Origin of the sequence: Halomonas sp. 5021 (assembly GCF_036663435.1) — a bacterium.
Lineage (GTDB): Bacteria > Pseudomonadota > Gammaproteobacteria > Pseudomonadales > Halomonadaceae > Vreelandella > Vreelandella janggokensis.
Genome location: NZ_JAXOVU010000003.1, coordinates 283,934 through 300,414 on the forward strand (window position 1 = coordinate 283,934; position 16,481 = coordinate 300,414).

At 58.0% G+C, this 16,481-nt stretch carries 13 protein-coding genes and 1 pseudogene; 6 read left to right on the forward strand and 8 right to left on the reverse strand.

Features of this window, described 5'->3' with window-relative positions:
- Positions 1-77 precede the first annotated feature (77 nt).
- Together R3F64_RS08175 and R3F64_RS08180 are read right to left on the reverse strand one after the other, a co-directional pair.
- Entirely contained in the window at positions 78-908 is an 831-nt protein-coding gene (locus R3F64_RS08175; RefSeq protein WP_199283882.1) for an ABC transporter permease, read from the reverse strand.
- Positions 909-910: 2 nt separating this feature from the next.
- Positions 911-2,110 carry a quaternary amine ABC transporter ATP-binding protein gene (locus tag R3F64_RS08180; RefSeq protein WP_085917248.1) on the reverse strand — a complete coding sequence of 400 codons (1,200 nt, stop codon included), beginning with the start codon at positions 2,108-2,110 and terminating at the stop codon, positions 911-913.
- A gap of 517 nt (positions 2,111-2,627) precedes the next feature.
- Here R3F64_RS08180 and R3F64_RS08185 point away from each other — a divergent pair.
- On the forward strand, positions 2,628-3,095 hold the full coding sequence (locus R3F64_RS08185; protein WP_332610796.1) for a hypothetical protein: 468 nt from the start codon (positions 2,628-2,630) through the stop codon (positions 3,093-3,095).
- A gap of 129 nt (positions 3,096-3,224) precedes the next feature.
- On the opposite strand, the gene R3F64_RS08190 is transcribed toward R3F64_RS08185, so the two are convergent.
- From R3F64_RS08190 to R3F64_RS08210, 5 genes are all read right to left on the reverse strand, one after another.
- The gene (locus R3F64_RS08190; protein ID WP_268901983.1) at positions 3,225-4,631 is read right to left on the reverse strand and encodes a sigma-54-dependent transcriptional regulator; all 1,407 of its coding nucleotides are present in this window, start codon (positions 4,629-4,631) and stop codon (positions 3,225-3,227) included.
- Positions 4,632-4,636: 5 nt separating this feature from the next.
- On the reverse strand, positions 4,637-6,082 hold the full coding sequence (locus R3F64_RS08195) for a sensor histidine kinase (RefSeq protein ID WP_268901984.1): 1,446 nt from the start codon (positions 6,080-6,082) through the stop codon (positions 4,637-4,639).
- Between the two features lie 41 nt (positions 6,083-6,123).
- A complete protein-coding gene (locus tag R3F64_RS08200) occupies positions 6,124-7,284 on the reverse strand; it encodes a PQQ-dependent sugar dehydrogenase (protein ID WP_332610800.1) in 1,161 nt (386 codons plus the stop codon).
- Between the two features lie 87 nt (positions 7,285-7,371).
- Complete coding sequence (locus tag R3F64_RS08205; protein WP_085917253.1) at positions 7,372-8,250, reverse strand: AEC family transporter; 879 nt, start codon at positions 8,248-8,250, stop codon at positions 7,372-7,374.
- A gap of 75 nt (positions 8,251-8,325) precedes the next feature.
- Complete coding sequence (locus tag R3F64_RS08210) at positions 8,326-9,240, reverse strand: LysR family transcriptional regulator (protein ID WP_264823567.1); 915 nt, start codon at positions 9,238-9,240, stop codon at positions 8,326-8,328.
- A gap of 207 nt (positions 9,241-9,447) precedes the next feature.
- On the opposite strand from R3F64_RS08210, the gene R3F64_RS08215 reads away from it, so the two are divergent.
- Positions 9,448-11,436 (forward strand): ligand-gated channel protein, encoded by a 1,989-nt coding sequence (locus tag R3F64_RS08215; RefSeq protein ID WP_332610803.1) that lies wholly within the window; start codon positions 9,448-9,450, stop codon positions 11,434-11,436.
- A gap of 93 nt (positions 11,437-11,529) precedes the next feature.
- Here R3F64_RS08215 and R3F64_RS08220 read toward each other — a convergent pair whose 3' ends face one another.
- Positions 11,530-12,231, reverse strand: coding sequence for a sulfite exporter TauE/SafE family protein (locus R3F64_RS08220; RefSeq protein ID WP_332610805.1), 702 nt, complete (start codon positions 12,229-12,231; stop codon positions 11,530-11,532).
- Positions 12,232-12,494: 263 nt separating this feature from the next.
- On the opposite strand from R3F64_RS08220, the gene R3F64_RS08225 reads away from it, so the two are divergent.
- From R3F64_RS08225 to R3F64_RS08240, 4 genes and pseudogenes are all read left to right on the forward strand, one after another.
- Positions 12,495-13,421, forward strand: a complete 927-nt coding sequence (locus R3F64_RS08225) for an iron-siderophore ABC transporter substrate-binding protein (protein ID WP_332610807.1) — start codon at positions 12,495-12,497, stop codon at positions 13,419-13,421.
- A gap of 32 nt (positions 13,422-13,453) precedes the next feature.
- A pseudogene (locus R3F64_RS08230) lies at positions 13,454-14,422 on the forward strand (FecCD family ABC transporter permease).
- 58 nt (positions 14,423-14,480) lie between these two features.
- Complete coding sequence (locus R3F64_RS08235; RefSeq protein WP_332610902.1) at positions 14,481-15,557, forward strand: FecCD family ABC transporter permease; 1,077 nt, start codon at positions 14,481-14,483, stop codon at positions 15,555-15,557.
- Positions 15,554-16,357, forward strand: a complete 804-nt coding sequence (locus tag R3F64_RS08240) for an ABC transporter ATP-binding protein (protein ID WP_332610809.1) — start codon at positions 15,554-15,556, stop codon at positions 16,355-16,357. Before R3F64_RS08235 ends, R3F64_RS08240 begins: the two co-directional genes overlap by 4 nt.
- Positions 16,358-16,481 lie beyond the last annotated feature (124 nt).

Genomic DNA, 16,481 nt, shown 5'->3' on the forward strand with positions numbered 1-16,481 from the left:
ACAGCATGGGCATGTATCCCATGCTGTGCAAGTCCTACCAGCTTAACGCCGGTGTCGTAAAAGGCCAGTAGGCGCTTTTATCGGCGCGCCTTACTGAACGATTGGGTCAAGCGATCAAGCACCATGGCGAGAATAACAACCGCAATACCGGCTTCAAAGCCGTCACCCGGACGTAGGCGCTGGATGGCACGCCATACTTCGCTGCCCAAACCGTCCGCACCGATCATGGCGGCAATGACCACCATGGAGAGCGCCAGCATGATCGTTTGGTTAATACCGGCCATGACGGTTGGAAGTGACAACGGTAGCTGTACTTTGAAAAGCTTCTGGCTGCGAGTTGCCCCGTAGGCGTCGGCGGCCTCAATCAGCTCCACTGGCACCTGGCGAATGCCGAGGGTGGTGAAGCGAATCGCTGGTGGCATCGAGAAAATCACGGTAGCAAAGATGGCCGAGACTGAACCGATCCCGAAAAACGGGATGGCCGGAATCAAGTAAACAAACGCCGGCATTGTCTGCATGAAATCGAGGATTGGCATGATGACACGGTACAGGCGTTGGGATAGCGCGGCGGCAATGCCAACCGGAATCGCCATGACCACGGCCACCAGCGTGGCAATCACCACCAGCGTCAAGGTTTCGATCATTGGATCCCAGAGACCCAGGTTCCATATCAAGGCCATCCCAGCGGCCGCGCCGATGGCGAGGCGAGGTGATGCGGCTTTCCAGCACAGCAGCGCGATAATGGCCAGTAATGCCCATGGTGGGAGCCACATAAGGCCATCATTGAGGCCGCCGATACCGGTTTGCGTAACGCGAGAAATGGCGCGTGTGATCAGCGAGTATTCGCTGGTCAGCCAGGTCAGGCTGCTTTCAATCCAGTAACCTAACGGAATGCTTGGAATATCCATAATTATTCTCCTGCCCGAGCGAGTTCATCGAGTACTGCCCCTTTCACCACGACGCCGAGCAGCCGTTGCTGTTCGTCTATGACGGCGATTGGGAAGCTCTTGTCGTTGAACATGGCGAACAGGTTATGAAGCGGTTCGTCAGTGGTGACTTTTCGAAAGTCCTGGGTCAAGTAATCGGTAATGGTATCGGCACCTGCCTCGATAGCGCGGCTTGCCTCCTCGGCTTCCAGAAGCCCGAGCAGTTTACGGTCCCTGTCGGTCACGTAAATCGAGTCGACGCTGTTTTCACGCATGCGGTGTAATGCGGTGCGAGGTCCATCGCTTTCCCGGGCGGTCGTGCGCACCGGGCGCATGGCACTCTCGGCCGTCAGGATGCGCGAGCGGTCTACACCTTCGATAAAGCGGCGCACATAGTCGTCGGCCGGCTTGGTCAGGATGTCTTCAGGAGTGCCGATCTGCACAACTTCACCGTCCTTCAGCAGCACGATGCGGTCGCCGATATTCAGCGCCTCGTCCAGGTCGTGAGTAATGAAGACGGTGGTTTTTTGCATTCTGGACTGCAACTGCAGGAGTTCCTGCTGCATATCCTTACGAATCAAGGGGTCCAGCGCCGAGAAGGCTTCGTCCATTAACAGGACGCTGGCATCGTTTGCCAGTGCCCGGGCAAGACCAACCCGCTGCTGCATACCGCCGGATAGCTGGTTGGGATACGCATCTTCCCAGCCATCCAGGCCTACCTGGGTGAGTGACTCGCGCGCCTTTTGATCGCGTTCAGCGGGCGCGATGCCGCGGATTTCCAAGCCAAACTGAGCGTTTTGCAACACCGTTTTGTGGGGAAAGAGGGCAAAATTCTGGAACACCATTGAAAAGTGCCGACGACGGCACTCAAGCAACGCTTTCTCGCTCAGCGTAGGGATGTGTTCATCGTCGATGACAATGTCCCCTTCGCTGGTGTCGATGAGCCGGTTAAGGCAGCGAATCAGGGTGGATTTGCCCGACCCTGAAAGCCCCATGATGACCAGTAGCTCGCCTTCATAAACATCGAAAGAGATGTCGGAAAGCCCCAGTGTTTGGCCTGTCTTTTCAAGAATTTCAGGGCGTTTTAAACCCTGATCGCGAAGCTTAAGCGCGCTTTTTGGGTTTTTACCAAAGACCTTGCTTACGCCTCGCACCTGAATTTTGACGTTTCGTGTCTCGTCCATCGGCGATGCCTTTTGTTAACTGGGCTAGGTGTTGATGCCTGTTTGGGCACAAAAAATGACCCATAAGGCCAGCGAACACCCTCACCCATAAGTAGAAATAGGGGATGAAGTACTAAAGGATTACCAATTATTATACATAAGTGCTTTGGGTGTGTCACAACGCCTCGTCTTGAGCGGCTGCATAGTGTCTCATGTGTCATTTTTTACCCACCGCTCAGCGATTAATCAGACTGGAAAAATATATCATTTTAAATATTAAGTAATTGATTTTTATATATTTTGTTTTTATAGGGTAATCTTGGCATAAAATCTGTAATTCATTCTCTAAACTTGATCAATCTAGACATTATTCAAAAACTAAACGAGTGGTAAACGTTTAATTAAACGCAACGTAAACGCATGAGCAGTAAGCAGCCGGCACAGGTGTAGATTTAACATTGCTGTCTGTGAACTTGTTGCTCAATGCCGACGTCGACGTCACAAGGCAGTAACGTCCCAAGCTGAATGGAGTAAGCGCGTGAAATTTTATCGTTTTAATGGCCAGTCAAGTGTCCTGACAGCTTTGCTTTTGAGCGGCGTGTTACTGGCAGGTTGCGGTCAGGAAGAAGAGGCAGATGGCACAGCAGTGCCAGAGGCAACAACCCAGGATCAGCAGAGTAGCGAAGCAGCCGACGGAGCTTCCACCCAGGATGATCAATTCGTTTCTGAGCAGGAAAATGATCCGGCGATGGAAAGCGAAGCAAGCATGCAAGGTGAATCGGGAATGGAAGGCGAATCCGCTGGCACTGAGCCCGCACAAGAAGGCGAGCCATTGGCAGGTGACGCCACTGAAGAGCCAGGCTTTGGCGATGGGACGGATCCCATGCCAGGTGACGGCGAGGATGCAAGCGATCTGTCAGCAAATGACTCGGCCAGCGATGATAGTAACGGTGGCGATCAGTCAGAAAACGCGGATAGCGAGGAAGAGGATAGCAGCAGTCAGTAAACCAGTTTAGTTATCAAGTCCCTACGATGGTAAACCGTCCAACTGTTTGTTCCCTGCGGTTGTCTTCACGGTTTATCATCCTTTCAGCCCCCGCGCCCGCGGGGGTTTTTTTTAGCTGTCTGTTGTTATTCATGACTCTTCGCTATCTTCCAGGCGACGGTAAAGGGTGCGGCGGGCGATGCCCAGCACTTCTGCGGTGCGCCGTTTGTTGCCGCCTGTCGCTTCCAATACCTTGCGGATATAACGCTTCTCCACTTCTTCCAGGCTGGGCCAGGGAGCCGCTGTTGCCGTTGGCATTCTGGGTGTGGGTAGCACTTCACCGGTAACCGTCGCGGTCGTCTGGGCTGCATCCTGAGAGATGTGTTCGCGCAGTCGTTCAGGCAGATGCTGATGGTGTAGCGTGCCATCTTCACTGAGCGTAACGGCGCGCATAATCGCATTTTCAAGCTCGCGCACGTTACCTGGGTAAGGGTAGTGGAGCAGGCAATGGAGCGCATTGGGTTCGATTTGCTCAATCTGTTTTTGCTGCGCATCGGCATGCTTGTCGATCAGCGTGAATACCAGATGTTCAATGTCGGGACCACGTTCCCGCAGAGGGGGAATGCGTAACGAGAAGGTTTCCAACCGGTAGAATAGATCGCTTCGAAAGTTGGCCTGCTCGATTTCCTTTTCCAGATGCCGGTGTGTGGCGGCAATGATCCGTACATCGACCGGTTCTTCGCGCTCGCCGCCAACGGGGCGGACGGTTTTTTCCTGCAGCGCGCGGAGCAGTTTTGCCTGGAGATTGATCGGCATTTCACCGATTTCATCCAGGAAGAGACTGCCTCCCTGAGCACTGTGAAACAGGCCCTGTCGCGCCTCGTTGGCACCGGTAAAGGCCCCTTTAACGTGACCAAAAAACTCACTTTCCATCAGTTCAGCGGGAATGCTGGCGCAATTGACCGCCACAAAAGGCGCATCGTGACGCCAGCTTTCCTGGTGAATCGCCTGGGCCAAAAGTTCCTTGCCGGTGCCGCTTTCTCCCAGCAGTAGGATGGGGGCATCGCTTTTTGCCAAGCGTGAGGCATCATTAAAAAGCGCCCGCATCGCGTCGCTTTGGCCCACAATGCCGTGAAAATGGCTAGTATCAGTGGCGTGGGACACCGCCAGGCGCTGGCGTTCCAGCACGCGAAATACCGATTCACGTACGGCGTCAAGATCCAGCGGCTTGGTCAGGAAATCGTCGGCCCCGAGCTTGAGCGCTTCAACGGCCTGATCGATAGTTCCAAAGGCCGTAATCACAATAATGCCCAGCTCACTGCCCTGGTGACGTAGCTGTTGAAGCAATTGAATGCCGCTCATACCGGGCAGGCGGACATCGGTAATAATCAGAGATACGGCCGTATGGCTTAGCTGGGCGATGGCGTCCTCGGCGCTGGAAACACCATGGGTAGTGTAACCCGCGTCCTGTAGCTCTTCTTCCAGCAGCTCGCGTATAGCGCTGTCATCTTCCACTACCAACAAAGGTAAAAAATGTTCCGGATGCTTCACAGACATGGCCCTCATGCAGGTGTGGTGTCGTAAAGAGGCAGCGTGATTTCAAAACCGGCGCCGCCTAAGGGGCTGTTGAATACGCCGATTGTGCCGCCATGGTCATTAATAATTCGGTGTACCATCGAAAGGCCTAACCCGCTGCCCTGGCCAACGGGTTTAGTGGTAAAGAAAGGATCAAATACCTGCTGATGGTGTGAGGTGGGGATACCAGGGCCGTCATCCTCAACCCATAAATGAAGTTCGTGTTGCTGCTGCTCGGCACGGACACGGATGTGGCGAACGCCTTTGGCCTGGGCCGCATTGCGCAACAGGTTGGTAATTACCTGAATAATTTGCTGCCCGTTGGCCAGCAATGTTGGCGTTGGGCGGGGCAGGTGGGTTTCCAGATGCACCCCACGCGGCTCCAGTTCGTCTTCCACGAGGGCGCTGGCATTGTGCACCAATTCGTCGAGGGGCTGTTGGTCTTTTTCAACGTTATGCTGGCGGCCCAGTTCCATCAACTGACGGACAATCTCAACGATCCGCTCCACCTCGCCACGAATACGGCTCAACCGGGCACGCTCGTCGTCGCCGATGACGTCACGCCGAGCCAGCCGCTGGGCCTGACCGTTGATCACGGTCAGTGGTGCGCCGATTTCATGAGCAACGCCTGCCGCCAGGACGCCCAACTCGGCAAGTTTCTTCGATTTACGCAGTCGTTTTTCGAGCTCGATTTCGCGCTGTTGTCGATCTTCGATGTCGTGATCTTTCTCGGCCATGGCATCCAGCATGCCGTTAAGCCCTGACGCCAGCCGACGGTACTCCGCTGGCCCTTCAATGTTGGCGCGCTGACTACGATCACCTTCCTCGACGCGCTGCATGACCATCAGCAAACGATTCAAGGGCCGTTCGATATACTGACGAAAACCCCACCAGATACTCAGCACAATGCCCGCGGCACCGAACACAAAGACCAGACCGGCCACGATGCTGAGAAACCCGGTATAGTTTTCGATGCCGGTATTTAAACGGTTGACCTGCAGTACGCCACTTATCTCACCATCGGGTGTGCGCAGGGGCTTGAGGGCCGAGTAGTAGGTCCAGCCTTCAAACTGTCGGTAGTCACCGTAAAGTTCGTCGTCCGCGATCACCTGCTGGATCTCCTCGCGGCTAAACAACTCGCGGCCGAGCCCCAGGCCGTAGACTTCCCGTCCATCGGTATCGAACACATAGGCCCCGTAGATGCGATGAAAAGAGAAAGCGGCCTCCAGGGCTTCCTCAAGCGACGCATCACTTTCCCGGGCAACGGCGTAGCCAAGCGTTGTACTTAGCGCATGGGTGATCATGTCGACTTCATTCTGCAGCTTTGAGCGAACGTTATCTTCCATGGATTTGATCGCCACCAGGCTGAATACCACTAAGACAATGAATAGCGGGACGATGACGGTCAGAATGATCAGATTTCGTAAACGCATGCGTTAACCGGGGTTATGAAACGTCAATAGGTGATTGGCCGTTAGTCGGCGGGGCGTAAGCGATAAAGCCCACCATTGGCGGCATCTGTCAGCAGGTAAATAGCCTCGTCAGGCCCCTGATGCACGTCGCGGATGCGACCAATCTCGCCATCAAGAATAATTTCGTGGCTAGCGACTTGATTATCTTCGATATGCAGCCTGACCAGCTGTTCACTGCTCAGACCGCCCGCCAATAGCTGGCCTTGCCAATCGCCAAAGGCACGACTGGTGACTTCTGCCAGCCCCGACGGCGCAAACCGGCCTTCAAATACGTACACCGGGTCAACCATACCGGGTTTGGATGTTTCGCCGATCGGTTCGTTGGTTGCATAGTCATTGCCCCGGCTGACCTCGGGCCAGCCGTAGTTTTCACCCGCCATCAGACGATTCAGCTCATCGCCGGTTCTGGGACCATGTTCCGTGGCCCAGGCCTCGCCATCCTGTCGGACCACCATGCCTTGAATGTTGCGGTTGCCCTGGGTATAGATTTCATCAAGCGTGGACGCATCGCCCACAAAGGGATTGTCGTCGGGTGCGTCGCCGGTGTCGGCCAGGCGCAGTGTAGAGCCTGCGTGATCGTCATCGGCCTGGGCACGGGTCGGCTCTTGACCGCGATCGCCAATGCTCATCAGCAGGGTGCCGTCCGGCAGCCAGGCAATGCGTGAGCCGTAATGGCGCCCTGGTGAGGAAGCGCGATCTTGAGCAAACAGATGTTCGACATCACCGAGCTGATCACCTTGCCACTTGACACGGGAAAGCGCGCTGCGACTGCCGCCCTCTGCGGGTTCGCTCCAGGTGAAGTAGATCCAATCGTGATCGTCATCGCCAAATTGTGGATGCAGAGCAATATCCAGCAGGCCACCCTGGCCGCGCTGGCTTACCTCGGGTAATCCATCGAGGGCACGTGGTTCGCCACCGTCGGCATCAATGACATTAAGTTGTCCCGACCGCTCGCTGACCAGAAAACGACCGTCCGGGAGTACGGCTACCGACCACGGGTTTTCTAGACCACCGGCGACCTTTTCGATCGAAAAAGCCAATTGGTCAGTCTCAACGCGTTCCTCAATCATTTCGGCGGCGCTGACAGGGGCACTGGCGAATAACCCAAAAAGAACAGCGGTCAACCAGCGCTGACGGAATACATAGGCAGATAAGCGGCGCATTGGGGCTCTCCCAAAAGGTGGCAGATATTAGGCGCGTTTAGCAGAGACGCTTTTGGGGCCGAGAGGTTCCCTGTTGACGTCCTCAGCTCACGGCATCAGCCAGATGAGTAACAGCGGGAGATAAATCAATGCCAGCAGGGTGGAACAAAACACCAGGCTTGCCACATAGGCGGGTTCACGCTGAGAACGTTGGGCAAACAGGTAGTTAAATACCGCGACCGGCATGCTCATTTGCAGCACCAAAATCCCCTGGGCCAATGGGGGAAGCCCCATCAGGTCGGCAATCAGCCAGGCTGCCGTTGCGGCGAGCGGAATGCGGACCAGACTGAAACCGAGGCCCGAACGTAGGTTTTTGACCTTAATGCTGGCCAGTGACACGCCAAGGGTGATCAGCATCAGCGGCACGGTAAAGCCCGACATCAAATCCACGCTGTTCGCCAACCAGAGCGGCAGTTCGGAGTCCGTCAGCAATAGCGCCATGGCAATGGCGATCGCGTAGACCGTTGGCGTCTTGGCGAGTGATTTAAGCGGATTCCCCCGGCTGGCCAGCATGGTACCCACGGTAAATTGAAACAGGGACACCGTGACCATCACGGTAATACCGTACACAAAACCGGCACTGCCAAAGGCGTAAAGCACTACCGGTAGCCCCATGTTGCCGGTATTGGGGTACATCATGGGGGACAACAATACACGCCAGTCGCGGCGCAATAATTTGGCGACAAAAAACGTTGCCCCGGCCATGCAGATGATGACCAGCGCGGTTGAGAGCATGGTGCGGCCAAAGGTACTGGCATCTATTTCCGCCCCGGCGAGCGATGCAAGCACCAGCGAGGGGGTCCCAATATTGAAAACCAGTCGGGTCACAAAATCGACCGGATAGGGGTGGCCCAGTCGTACCCAGGTAAACCCCAGGCCAGCGCCCGCCAGCACAGGGGCCATTACCGCAAATAGTTCCGCCAGCATGGCGCGTCCTTGGCAATGAATGGCCGACTATTGTGAATAGGTAGCGGACTAACTGGCAAGTCGTTAAAGCAAAACCTAAGCCGCGGCCTCGTTGTGCTGCCATTGGCGGGGCAGTGTCTGGCGCAAAAATGCCAGCAGCGCCTTTACGCGCCTGGGCTGGTAGCCATAGGCGTAGAGCAGCGTGATAGGCAGCGGCGCTGGCTGCCAATTGGGCAGGCAGGGCGTCAGTTCACCGGGATGGTGGGCCTCGCGTTTGTCGGCCAGCCAGTGAGGCAGCAGGCCGATCCCCTTGCCGTGGGCGATGGCATCCAGGTGAAGTGCTGTCATATCCACCCGCAAACGTGAGCGGGGCGGATAAAAGTGGTAATTGCCGAGGCTTTCATGATGCAACAGCAAGCCATCCGGAGTCGTGCTCAGCAGGTCGATCCAGGGGTGGTCGGCGAGATCGCGAGGGTGTTCAAGCAATGGTTGCTGGCTGAGGTACGAAGGACTGGCATAGAGGCCTCGTGTCAGACGACCCAGGGGCTCCTGGTGGAGGCCATTTTCCGGCACCGGCCCGAGGCAGACGTGGACACAGTGGCTATTGAGCGAACTGGGCGGTGCTTCCCGGGTACGCATCGTTAGCTCGATTTTAGGGTAGCGGGCCATGAAGGTTTCCAGGGCCTGACCCATCCAGCCTCTTGCCAGCGCGCTGTGAACCTCCAGGGTGACCGTCCCGCTGATATCTTCACGCAGCTCTGCCAGTGCTTCATGGCTGCTTGCCGCCAGTTTCAGCATGTCCTGGCAATAGCGATGGAAGACAAGCCCGGCCTCGGTAGGCAGCAGCCGATTGGCCTGGCGACGCAGCAGCGGTTGTTCCAGACGCGCTTCCAGATGGCTGATACGCCGGCTCAGGGTGGATTTGGCCAACCCCAACTTGCGAGCGCTGCGCGTTAGGCTGCCGGATTCCATTACCTCTGCAAAGGCTTTTAGTTCGTCGAAATCATGCATGGGGTACACCGCAGGAACGGGGGGAAACGGACGTATTGTGCCAGCATTCACAGAGAATAAAAATTATTGTGATTTGTGTTGCGGTTATTTGAACATGCTGTTCCAACCCGAGAGGGGCTAAATTGTGCAAGAATTCAGATGCTAATGGTTCTTATTAGTTTTTGTTTTTTGTTAATTGATTACATAGCACGCCACTGGGGACCCCGCATGTCGAAACATTTATACAAAACCTATCTGACCACCGCCATTGCCGGTTTGGTAACACCACCACTACTCGCCCAGGAAGCCGAGTCGTTGGAGAATATGGTCGTTACGGCGTCAGGTTTTGAACAGCAGGTCGTTAATGCGCCAGCTTCTATCAGTGTGTTAAGCCGTGAACAGCTGGAGGACGGCCACTATCAAGACGTCACCGATGCCCTACGCGATGTACCTGGGGTGATCGTGACCGGCGGCGGGGCAGGCGATAACGGAAAAGATATCACCATGCGGGGCATGCCAGCGCAATACACATTGATCCTGGTGGATGGCCGTCCACAGAACTCACGCGAGTCTCGCCCCAACGGCAGCGCCGGGTTCGAGCAGGACTGGCTGCCGCCACTGCAAGCGATCGAGCGCATTGAAGTGGTTCGTGGGCCGATGTCGACGCTGTATGGTTCCGATGCCATTGGCGGGGTCATCAATGTGATTACCCGCAAGGTGGCTGATGCCTGGCACGGCAATGTGCAGCTCGACACGGTGCTACAGGAAGATAACGATTCTGGCGATAGCCGCCAGGCTAACGTCTACCTGAGCGGGCCGCTGATCGAAGACCGTTTGGGCCTGCAACTGTTTGGGCGCACCTCGCAACGCGACGAGGACAATATCGTTAACGGCTACGAGGAGAAAAACCTGCAAAGCGTCACCGCGCGTTTGAGTCTGGCCGCGAGTGACAACCATGACGTCACTGCCGAGGCGGGCATCACCGAGCAGGATCGCACCTCACTGATGGGCAACTCAGCTCCGTCGGATGGCTGCCGCGGTGGCTGTGAAGACAGCTTCAACGATTACACCAATGAGCACGTAGCGTTGACCCATGATGGGCGTTTTGAGTGGGGCACCAGTGAAACCTTTGTGCAGCGTGAACGTAGTGAAAATACGTCGCGAGATATCGAAATCACCAACACCACAGCGAAAACCAGTGCGGTGGTGCCGCTGGGCATGCATATGCTAACGGTGGGGGCGAGCTATGAAGAAGAGTCGCTTGACGATGGCACCACCAATCAGATTTCCGACCGTACGACGATTGAGCAACGTCAGTGGGCGCTGTTTGTCGAAGACGAGTGGATGCTGACCGACGATGTCGCGCTGACCGGCGGTTTGCGCATGGACGACGATGAAAACTACGGCAGTCACCTGAGTCCACGGCTCTACAGTGTGTGGAACATGACCCCGGAGTGGACCCTGAAAGGCGGTGTCTCTACCGGCTTTCGCTCGCCCAACCTGCGTGAAATAACCTCCGATTGGGGGGCGATTAGTCGTGGGGGCACGACCTATGGGAACCCCGATCTTGAGCCGGAAACCTCACTCAACAAAGAGATCGGTCTGCTGTACGCGAGTGAGAATGGCCTTAGCGGCAGCTTCACGGTGTTCCATAATGATTTTGAAGACAAGATTACACGGTTGCCGTGCACATCCGTAGGCTTATCGGCCACAGAGTGCCCGGTAGCGACGCAGTATGATAGAGACGAAAATGGCAACCTAAATACAAATACACGCGTCAATGTCGATGAAGCGGTGACTCAGGGCGTAGAGGCGACTGTGGCGGCGCCGTTAACTGATACCGTTGAGCTAACAGCCAGTTACACTTTTACCGATAGCGAGCAAAAAAGCGGTGAATATGCAGGCGAGCCGTTAACTCAGCTACCGCGTCACCAAGTGTCGGCCACGCTGAATTGGCAAGCCTCGGCTAAGCTCAGCCAGTGGACGAAGGTGACTTATCGCGGTGAGGAGACCCAGCCCAACACCGGGCCGTCACAGGATGCAACGGTGGCCCCGTCCTATACCTTTGTGGACACGGGTATCGGCTACCAGCTGACCGACAATACCAAGGTGAACGCCGGGATCTACAACCTGTTCGACGAAGACATCGACTACGATGAGTACGGCTACGTCGAAGACGGCCGCCGGGTTTGGTTGGGGTTGAACGTGGCCTTCTAACCTTTGGTGAGATAATCACAGTGCTAACGCCATAAGCAAAGCGGGGAGCCACGATATAAAGTGGCTCCCCGCTTTTGTGTATGGAGTCGAGGGTTAACCGGTCATCGCCTGCCAAGCCAGGCGAACGGCCAGCAGTGTCAGAACCCAATTGAAGATATGGGCAAAATGGCGCTCCGGCATGTACTTCAAAATGCGCAGGCCCGTCCAGGTGCCGATGGCACCGCTTGCGATCATGGCGGCCGCTAGCGGCAGCCAGGGGACAAGGGAAAAGCCCGCCTGCTGAAAGACCGCGATTTTAATGACGTGCTGCAAGCTCATGACCGCCGCCAGCGTCGCGACGATCGTGAAGCGTTGATGATAGAGCTGCTTGAGATAGGCACCGATCAACGGGCCAGTCGCCCCGACAAAGAGCGTCAAAAACGTTGTGAGGGTAGCCATCAAGAGGGTTCCTCTCCGGCCCATGACGATTCTGGGGAGTGACGGGCCCCAGCATAAATACACAATAAAGCTGGCAATGCTCAAATAGAGGAGATCAGGGGGCAGGGAAATCAGCACCAGGCTACCAAGCAACGCACCCACCGCGGCACCGGGTAAAAAAGTGACAACCATCTGACGGTCAATATCACGCCAAAGCATCGCCGCCCGGTTGGCGTTGGAGCCTAGTTGCACCATGCCATGCAGCGGGATAATGGCCTGGGGTGGAACGACCTGGGCCATGATGCCCAGCAGCAAGACACCGCCGCCGGCGCCCAGGCAGGCGGTGAGCAGTGAGGTCAGGAAGGATGTCCCTATCAACAGGCTCAATACGAAGGGCGATAAGCCATTAAGTAAATGTTCCAGTGAACTAACTCCTTGATCAGTACCCGCATGCTCCCGTTACCAAGGCCCCATAACCTAGCAGATATTGCCTTATGGCTGCCATGGCGGTTATCTCCAGGCTGAAAATAGTAGCGGCGGGGCGTTGCGTGGAAAGGAACACGCCATTCGCCTGAATCTTGATGAAAGTGCTTTTGATAATCGTTATTATCCATGCCTTTCTAACCAGCGAGGCATAACGTATGCGAGCTAACGTACTGCGCGTCGGCATTGTGGGACTACTGTTGAGTGGCTTATGGGGAGGCGCCGCCCAGGCACGCACCCTGGATACCGCTTTTGGCGATGTGGAAGTCACCGGCACCCCCGAGCGTGTGGTGACCCTGTACGAAGGCGCGCTGGATGCCTCGCTGGCGGCGGGGGTAACCCCACTGGGCGCGGTGACCACCCGGGGTGGCGATAACGTCGCCGAGTATGTGGAAGCGCATTTGGGTGATGAGCGACCCGCCATCATGGGGGTGGTGCGCGAAATCAACATTGAGGCCGTGCTTGAGCAGCGCCCGGATTTGATCCTGGCGCCCGCTCGGCTCACTGAAGAGCAGTATCAGCTGCTTTCGCGCATTGCCCCCACCGTGGTGCCGCCCACTCAGCCGATTGCTCCGGATAACTGGAAAGCCGAAGCGCGCCTGTACGGCAACGCCCTGAATCGCCAGGACGCTATCGAAGACGCCATTAGCGCCGTTGACCAGCGCGCCGCGGAATTAGCGAGCGCTCTGGACGCGGCCGGTGTAGGCGGCACGGCCTTTGTGGTGCGCTGGATGCCGGGCGGGCCGATGGTCATGTCGAAGAACCTGTTCGCCGCCGGGCTGCTTGGTCAAGTGGGCCTGACGGTGGAAGACGCCGGGCTGGTGGGCGAGCTGGGCGTGCACAGCGATGTGCTGAGCCTTGAAAACCTCTCCCGGGTAGATGGCGACTGGCTGTTTTTGGCCACGCTGAATAAAGACGGACGGGAAGCGTTGGAAGCTGCCAAGCAAAGCAGCGCCTTTACGCGGCTCGATGTGGTACAGCGCGACCAGGTCGTGCCGGTGAATGGCCAGCTATGGTCGAGCGCCAACGGCCCACTGGCGGCCCAGGCGATCCTTGACGACATTGAAGCTGCCCTGTTGCCGTGATGCCGCTTCGCGTCGCCCGTCAACGAACGCAGATGACGTTACTCCTCACCGCCCTTTTGGCGGTGAGTCTCGTGAGCCTTCTGATTGGCGCCGGTGAAATTGGGCCGCTGCGTGCGCTGGCGGTGCTGGCCGGTAGCCAGGATAGCGACGCGAGCTTTGTGGTGTGGCAACTGCGGGCGCCGCGCACCTTGATTGGCATTGTCGTGGGCATGGCGCTGGGTGTCGCGGGGGCGCTGTTGCAGGCGGTGTCGCGTAATCCGCTGGCCGAACCCGGCCTGCTAGGCGTCAGCGCCGGGGCGGCGTTTGCCGTTGCGCTGACGTTGGTGATGGGGGCCAGCGCTGCAACGCTGCGTATTTCGGTTGCCCAGTTGGGGGCTTTGGTGGGCTGTCTGTGTGTGCTCAGCGTGACGCGGGTGCGCGGGGTTGGCAGTGATCCTGTACGGCTGGTGCTGGCGGGGGCGGCGTTTTCGGGGCTGTTGAGCTCGCTGACCTCGCTGATGCTGCTGTATGACCAGCGCGCGGCGGATTAAATCCGCTTTTGGGTCATCGGCAGCCTCTCCGGGCGACGCCTGGACGACCTCGCCGCAATGCTGCCCAGCATGCTGGTCGCCGCCGTCGCGGTGGTGTTAATGGCACGCCCGCTGGCGGCGTTGGCGCTGGGCGAGCGGGCGGCCTCAGGGCTGGGCCATCACCCCGGGCTGATTCGTTGGTGCGTCGTGGCCTGTGTGGCCTTGCTGGTAGGGGGCGCCACGGCAATGGCTGGGCCCATTGCCTTTATCGGCTTGGTGGTGCCGTTTGCCGCCCGGGCGATGGCCGGTCCGGACATTCGCCGTACGCTATGGTTTTGCTTGCCGATTGGGCCGTTGATGGTGCTGGCGGCAGATATGATTGCCCGCGTGGCGGTGGCGCCGTCGGAACTACCGATTGGTGTGCTCACCGCGCTGTGCGGCGCGCCGGTGCTGGTCGCGGTGGTCCGCGCCAGGCGGCTACCGTCTTTATAACCTCTGGCGTTGGCTTGTCATGAACTCGAAAACAAGTGACTTTTCCACATCGACCTTTATGCCTCAGCGCCGTCCACAGGCGGTGACCGCGCCGTCGGGCTACTGGCGTGTTGCATGGCGTTCCCCATGGGGGAGCGTCTGCAGCGTGCTGATTGAGCAACGTGCGCTGGTCGTCAGCACGGGGTTGTGCGTCGCCCTGCTGTGCGCCGGTGTGCTTTATTTGAGCCTGGGGAGCATGGCGCTGCCGGTTAGCGCCGTACTGCCAGCGCTATTCGGCCGGGGCGAAATGATCAGCGTGTTTACCGTCCAGGAACTGCGTCTTCCCCGGTTGGTGGCGGCCTGTTTGACCGGGGCGGCTTTCGCGCTCGCCGGTGTGTTGATGCAAACCCTGGCGCGCAACCGGCTCGCCACGCCGGGGATTATCGGTATCGATAACGGTGCGACCGCTTTTGCTGTGGCCTCGGTGGTGGGCATGGGTGTCTCGCTGGCGCCACCTGCCATGGCGCTGGCGGGGGCCGCCACGGCCGCCGCGTTGACCTTTGGTCTGGTGGCGGGCGGCGGCACCCAGGGCTATCGGTTTATCGTCGCGGGGATTGGCGTGGGCGCGGTGTTTGGTGCGGTGACACAACTGATGCTGGCGCGGGTGGCGATCGATACCGCCAACGCCGCTTACCCCTGGACCGTCGGGTCGCTGAATGCCCGCCCCGGTGACGCGGTTGGCTTGCTTGCCGTTGGGTTGGGAGCGGGCGTGATCGCCGCTTGCGTCGTCGCGCGTCCGCTATCGCTGATGCGCTTTAAGGATGCCACCGCCTATGGGCTGGGCATCAACGTCAAAGCCCGCCGCTTCCAGGTGCTGATGCTCTCGGTCGTATTGACCGCTCTGGCGGTGGCGGTGGCAGGCCCTGTCGGCATGGTCGGGTTGATTGGCCCGGAAATCGCCCGTTCGCTCTCCAGCTCACGCCAGGTGCCCCTACTGGCATCGACGCTTGCGGGGGCGTTGGTGATGGTCCTTGCGGATCTCGCCGGGCGAACCCTGCTTGTCCCGATTGAAATTCCCGTCGGCATTGTCACCGCGGTGATCGGCGGCCCTTGGCTGTTATGGATATTAATGCGCCCGCAACGGAGCCACGCATGACTTCTGCTGAACTATCCCCCACGCTTGCCACCGAGTCGCTCGCCCTGAGCTATGGCGCCCGGCGCGTCATCGAATCGCTCGGCGTCAGCCTGCCCAGCGGCCAGGTCACCGCGATTGTGGGCCCCAATGGGTGCGGCAAGTCCACGCTGCTGTCGGGCCTTGCCCGTTTACATAAACCCGACAATGGCACGGTGTTGTTGAGCGGCGAGGACATTCAGCGCCTGCCCGGCCGCGAACTGGCCAGAAAGCTCGCCTTGCTGCCGCAGGAGGCCGTCGCGCCGGAAGGGCTTACGGTCAGTGAACTGATTCGTTTCGGTCGCCAACCGCACCAGGGCTGGCTGCGCCAGTGGTCGGCGGAAGACCAGCGCGTGGTGGAACACGCCTTGAACGCCGCGGGGCTTGAAGCATTGGCCGAGCGGCCACTGGAAGCGCTTTCCGGCGGGCAGCGCCAACGGGCATGGATCGCCATGACCATCGCCCAGCAAACACCGCTGTTGCTTCTCGATGAGCCAACCTCAGCACTGGACCTGGGCCATCAGATCGAGGTGTTCGAACTGGTACGCCATCTCGCCAGCCAAGGACGTACGGTGGTCATGGTACTTCACGATCTGGCAAGCGCCTGCCGCTACGCTGATCATCTCATCGCCCTGAATGACGGGCAGATTGTCGCCCAGGGAGCTCCGGCAGAGGTCGTTACACCAGAACTGGTACGTGCGCTTTACCAGGTGGACTGCACGCTGATTATCGACCCCGATACCGGTAGCCCCTTGCTTGCCAATGTGCGCCGCGCCTGTTCCTGAGCCCGATTTCCAAGCGTTGTCTACAAGCCCCAGCCCCATGACAATGATTGGAAAATGCTACGATAGGTCGCATACCTCGACCCCTAACCGCTCAGTAAGGAATACTTGTGGCTTCTTCCACGCC